7 protein-coding genes are annotated in these 5,500 nt (G+C 42.7%); 2 read left to right on the plus strand and 5 right to left on the minus strand.

Annotated elements, in window-relative coordinates; translation table 11 throughout:
* Positions 1-363: 363 nt before the first annotated feature.
* The 3 genes from AB4238_RS15095 to AB4238_RS15105 all read right to left on the minus strand — a co-directional run bounded on the left by AB4238_RS15095 (position 364) and on the right by AB4238_RS15105 (position 2,202).
* A complete protein-coding gene (locus AB4238_RS15095) occupies positions 364-705 on the minus strand; it encodes a zinc ribbon domain-containing protein YjdM (RefSeq protein ID WP_020911583.1) in 342 nt (113 codons plus the stop codon).
* A 216-nt stretch (positions 706-921) separates the two neighbouring features.
* A complete protein-coding gene (gene nfsA, locus AB4238_RS15100) occupies positions 922-1,644 on the minus strand; it encodes an oxygen-insensitive NADPH nitroreductase (RefSeq protein ID WP_372034170.1) in 723 nt (240 codons plus the stop codon).
* 165 nt (positions 1,645-1,809) lie between these two features.
* The gene (locus AB4238_RS15105; protein ID WP_372034171.1) at positions 1,810-2,202 is read right to left on the minus strand and encodes a hypothetical protein; all 393 of its coding nucleotides are present in this window, start codon (positions 2,200-2,202) and stop codon (positions 1,810-1,812) included.
* Between the two features lie 302 nt (positions 2,203-2,504).
* Here AB4238_RS15105 and AB4238_RS15110 point away from each other — a divergent pair, with 302 nt between their 5' ends.
* Positions 2,505-3,503: a helix-turn-helix domain-containing protein gene (locus AB4238_RS15110; protein ID WP_372034172.1), complete on the plus strand. Its 999-nt coding sequence runs from the start codon at positions 2,505-2,507 to the stop codon at positions 3,501-3,503.
* 179 nt (positions 3,504-3,682) lie between these two features.
* Positions 3,683-4,690: a lipid A deacylase LpxR family protein gene (locus tag AB4238_RS15115; protein ID WP_372034173.1), complete on the plus strand. Its 1,008-nt coding sequence runs from the start codon at positions 3,683-3,685 to the stop codon at positions 4,688-4,690.
* 87 nt (positions 4,691-4,777) lie between these two features.
* Here AB4238_RS15115 and AB4238_RS15120 read toward each other — a convergent pair whose 3' ends face one another.
* A complete protein-coding gene (locus tag AB4238_RS15120) occupies positions 4,778-5,059 on the minus strand; it encodes a hypothetical protein (protein WP_372034174.1) in 282 nt (93 codons plus the stop codon).
* Complete coding sequence (locus AB4238_RS15125; RefSeq protein ID WP_372034175.1) at positions 5,059-5,436, minus strand: substrate-binding periplasmic protein; 378 nt, start codon at positions 5,434-5,436, stop codon at positions 5,059-5,061. Before AB4238_RS15125 ends, AB4238_RS15120 begins: the two co-directional genes overlap by 1 nt.
* Positions 5,437-5,500 lie beyond the last annotated feature (64 nt).

Here is a 5,500-nt window from a genome sequence, read left to right on the forward strand (position 1 = left end):
TGGATATACGACTAAATGGATTTAGGAGGTAGAGCGAAGCAGGATGCCAGAGCCGAGAATAACTATTAGCTCAAATCCCACTACTTGCCTACAGCGCTTTGAATTCCCGCTGAATGGTCAAACTTTTAATGCAATTGGTATTACATCCTGTTCATGGGATATTTCCCTACTAAAAGTGATCCATATGATGCTATTACTGTCCCCTGTGGTGTATTACGGGGGAATTCGAACCTCTTTAGAATATAAAATCAGCAAAAATATAACCTTCGCCTTATCGAAATCGATACCCAGAGCGAACGAAAGCACATAAAAAAACATCTGCACGAGGCAGATGTTTTAGATGTTGAACTAGCTAAAAGTTAATTAGTTTTGTTTTCTAACAAACTTCGACTTAAGCATCATCTGGCCGTGGCCATCGACTTTACAATCGATGTCGTGGTCAGCGTCAACGAAACGCTTGATAACGGCTTTAGTACCTACTTTAAGTACTAGAGAAGAACCTTTCACTTTAAGATCTTTAATCAAAGTGACTTTGTCTTCTTCAGCCAACAGGTTACCTACGGCGTCTTTTAGGATAATTGCATCTGGATCAACGATAACTTCGTTTGGATTCCATTCATGAGCACATTCAGGGCAAATCAGCTGTGAGCCATCTTCGTAAGCATAGATAGATTCACATTTTGGGCATGGTGGTAAAGCGCTCATGGCATATTCTCTTTAGTCAATAATTTGGTGAATCATGCTTGATAGCGCTGTTAACTAAGGCTGCTATCAATATAACTCGCATTTCAAAGGCACATTATAATCAATATTTCGAATATCATCTAGATTGAAAATCTTGTCCTGTGAACTTGCCTCAACTGAGCAGCAAGCTAACTTGCGCAAGGTATCAAATTTGATGCTAGCCCATAGCGTTAGCAATCACTTATCACTAAAGCCTTGTCGGTTTAGAAACTCTTTCATAAAAGGTCGAGACTCTTTACTCAACGTTGCGGTGATTTGCTGTGACCATGTCACTTGCTTGGTATTGCTACTGCGAGCAGCATAATACTCAAGAATATGTTGGTCATAGGCTGCAACAGCCGCGAGGTCTAACGCTTGGTACTTGTCTTGGTGCAGCACGATATTGAGCGGCAAACGTGGTTTTTGTTCAGGCTCTTTGGCTGGGTAACCAATACATAACCCGAACAATGGTAGTACATGTTTAGGCAGCTCTAATAGCTCACTCACTTGTTGCGGGTTATTGCGAATGCCGCCAATGAATACACCGCCTAGACCTAATGACTCGGCAGCAAGTAATGCGTTTTGCCCCATGAGGGCGGTATCTACCGCACCAATCAAAGTTTGCTCTGTAAAACCAAGTTGCGCATCGGGGTGGATCTGTTGGTGACGATTAAAGTCAGCACAAAAGACCAGAAACTCCGCAGCAGAGGCTACATAAGGTTGGCCACCCGCATATTGCGCCAACTTCTCACGACTATCAGGATTTGATACGCGAATGATACTACTACATTGAATAAAGCTTGAGGTCGAAGCCGCTAATGCGCAATGCAAGATCTGCTCAAGATTGGCGGCAGTTATTGTTTGATCAGTAAAATGCCTTACTGAGCGATGGTTCATTATTGTGCTAATTGTTGGAGTCATGTCTGCTGGATTCTATCGATTATGTTTTATCAGATTACTTTTCAATAAATCGCAGCGCAATGGTTAGTGTTCAACGAGTAGATGATTATAGATAAATGCGTCTGCGTAACTACAGCAGCCTTTAGCAATGAATGGTGCTGATGAAATAAAGGCTGCGGTACGGTTTTAAGCAGCAGGTTTAGGTTTATCTTCTAACGAAAAGTAGATTTTCGAAACGATAAATTCAGCGATTAAAATCCCGAATACCAATGCAAAAAAAACCACTATGCCATCAACTGGCCCAGTAAAATTAATCCTGTCACCAAAGACCAAATTTATTGCTTCTAACATCACAAACTTAGATCCAAACAAAATAAGCGAGGTACAAAATGCACGGCAGAACTTGGGCGCCTTGCCTGGTTTATCTTTAAAATAATTAGCAATAGCATGCTCTGCTGCAATCGTCAGTTTTAATAGTAACTGCAATAAAATAGCCACTAATAGCGAAATAGAAAAAGATTCAACCGTAATGTACTGCCAAAATTCATTAAACAGATTTAGTACGGTAAGGTCGACCAAGACTGCGAGCGTATAGCCAACAAAGAAACGCTGAGGAGTATTGAATCCATACTCTTTAATCGGTGCCGCTAGTGTGGGTTTAGCATTTATGGCTGCAGACTCTTGGCTTATCGACTTTTTTTTGTAATAACTTGTTTAAATTTAGTCACTTATCTAACCTAATATTAACTCAGGAGATTTCAAGGCAATTGCTGTTAGTTAACCTTTGCAGGGGAATTTATCTTTAGTTCATTGCCTAAGCCTGTGGCTTAGGCTAATAATGAGTATGGTAAAAGCAATCGCTAAATTTGATAAGAGAGACTATGGACAAAACTACGCCTATCGTTCCTTTGATCAAAACCCAGTATGCCTTAGCTTTTGTTGATATTCTTAAGCAGATAGACAGCGATATTTACCCATCAATTGCCAAAGCTCAATTACCAGAAAACATCCTAGCGCCAGGTCATGATTACATACCTCAGCTGCCGCTAATTAAACTGCTAAACATTATTGGCGAAAAAGCGGGGCCCGACAGATACAGCCAGCTAATATGGCAAGTATGCCGACAAGTTTTGATCCCAAATTATATCGGTAAAATGCAACATGCTAAGACCCTTGAAGAGGCCTTGAATGAGTTTGCGCAGCTATTTAATCAAGAGTCATTACATTCTGCTGTAAAACTTAGACATCTTGCAGGGCGTCATTGGTTTATCCGTGAGCACCGTTTCTATAGTGAACAACTACAAGACTTTAGAGCACACTTTATTGTCACTTTCATGGTTGAACTGGTGCGGGCACTAACAAATAGACAGTGGTCTCCTACCGCAATAATGCTCACAGGCAGTAATGCCGAAGAAATTAAAGCATCTCTGCTGCTTGAGAAGGCAGAGTTTTATATCAATCGCCGAGTGATTGGGCTATCTCTGTCTACGGAAGAGTTAGCTTCCCCGGTGAAACTGACGCTAAATTGGCATGAAACCTCAGCTCACTCCCCTTTAAAACCAGCGTTATTTGCTGACTCATTAAAGCAAGCACTTAAACCCTATTTAGGCTTAGGAAGGTTGCCAATAGAGACTGCAGCAGAGATCTTAGGAATGCCGGTGCGCACTATGCAACGGCGTTTAAAAAAGGAGAATGCCAGCTACTCAAACATCGTTGAGAATATTCTATTCAATCAAGCTTGTGAGATGTTGTCAGATGCAAGCATTCCTATCAGCCGCATCGCCTCCTCCATAGGCTATTCCGATCTGCCACACTTTTCTCGGGCATTCAAACGCATAACAGGTCTATCGCCGCGAGCCTATCGTCAACAGGTTCGCTAGGCCAGCTATACCCGTGCTACCTGAAGATGCAGGTAGTATGGGAGTTTAATGGGCTTTAACGAGCATGTTCAAGTAGAACGGCTATATACATGCCTATAGTTTATCTATATTCTGGCAGTGTTAGTTTTGTGTATCTTCTCGCCTGAAATCATGCATTGAACTAAATTGAGGAGTCTATTGTGACCTTCTTCCCCTCTAGAGATCCAGCGAAGCTAAAACCAGCTGTCGCCACCGCACTTATATCGATTTTCTTATCAATGCCCGCTTATGCGGATCAATGGAATCTAGGCTTAGATAATGACGTGGTGATCGGTGATGATGGTGACTTCTCCAACGGCATTGTTATTGGCTGGCAAACCGCAGACGACAACGACTTCTCACGCGCCCTCTTAGTGTTTAACTGGCAATCAAAGTTACTATTCTCCCAACAAGAAGGTCGTAAACAATGGGGCGTCAAAATTTATCAGCGCATGTGGACGCCCACAGAAATTGGTTATGATTACGCCCAACCTAATGAACGACCTTACGCAGGCTTACTAGAACTTGAAAGCTATACCGCAGCCTACAGCAGCCATATCGCGCAAAAGAACTGGTTGAGTATTGGCGTCATGGGGCCTGCTTCAGGTGCTCAAGCAACGCAAGAATTAGTGCACAAGATAACCTCCTCTACTGAGCCTCTGGGCTGGAAATATCAGGTTGAGAACCAGTTCACTTTGCAATTTGCTTATGAAGCAGACTATCTATTCACTCGACAGACAGCCTTTGAAAATAGTGATTGGGAGCTTAGCGGTCACAGTTATTCGCAACTGGGTAATTTCCGCTCTGAAACCAATCTAGGCATGACCTTGCGTTGGGGCGATGAACTAGCACAATCATTTGGCCAGCTCAGTAGCCATCAAGGGCATTACGGTCAATACAGTATGTCAGCAAAAGACAGTGGCAGTTGGACGGTATTTACTCGCGCTCAAGCGGGTTATCGCTTTAATGATTTAACACTTGATGGCGATCTCCCCTACGACTCTTATGTGCAATTAAAAAATCAGCAAGCTCAAGCAAGTGCGGGAGTCGTTTGGGCTTTTCCGAATTGGTCACTAAGCTGGCGCTTTGACTTTTACAGTAAAGAGTATGAATCAGATCCACAGGATTGGCATGCTTATGGTGTATTGAGTTACAGCTGGATAATGTAGTGCGTATTTCACTGCAAGTAACCTAAAGCCAGATATTCGTTGGTTTAGGTTACTTACAGTCTCCCAATATTGCTGTGCTTAGCGGTATTAACTTTCCTCTTTAACCCAGTGCAACACATCCTTGATGACCGACCAGCGCGGCTTTTTCGGTTTGGCATTTTCGCCCAAAATCCAGTATCCATAAAGCTTATCGACGTAACCCGATGACTTTTGAATCGCTAACCAACTATTAAGGAATGTCTGTAATGACGCATTATCGCGCGCAACGGCATAAGATGCTGGAAATGATTTAATCTCTTCTCGGTTATACAGTGTGGTGTACTCTGGATACAGAATAGTCCAAGTCTTGCCCGCTTCAAGACTTATCATCAGGCCATCCCATGTTTGCCATCATCTTCAAAAAACAGGCGGTCGGACTGGATAGTGTCGAACTTAAAGTTAGGAAACTTCTTCTCTAGATGGGGAATAATTGAGTAAGAACCAACTGAGGCAATTCGAAGCGAACCTGCCTCGCGCAGCAGCTTATCGGTCTTGAACTCATCAGCACGATGATCTTTAACCACAAACGAGTAATGCAGATCGAGTACTGGAGTAGTGAAACCAACATGCTCGATGCGTTTAGTGGTCATCTGTAGCCCTGATATAGCAATATCAAACTGGCCTTGATTTATCGCCCCCAGCACATTGGCAAATGTGTAAGGCACAAATGCAATTTTGCCCTCCATCTCTGCCGCTAATTTTTTCATCAGCTCAACATCATACCAGTCAGTATAAGTAGTTGATCTATTCAGAGTGTTTTTGGCGAACTAA

It is taken from the genome of Shewanella sp. 10N.286.45.A1, from assembly GCF_041470405.1.
GTDB lineage: Bacteria > Pseudomonadota > Gammaproteobacteria > Enterobacterales > Shewanellaceae > Shewanella.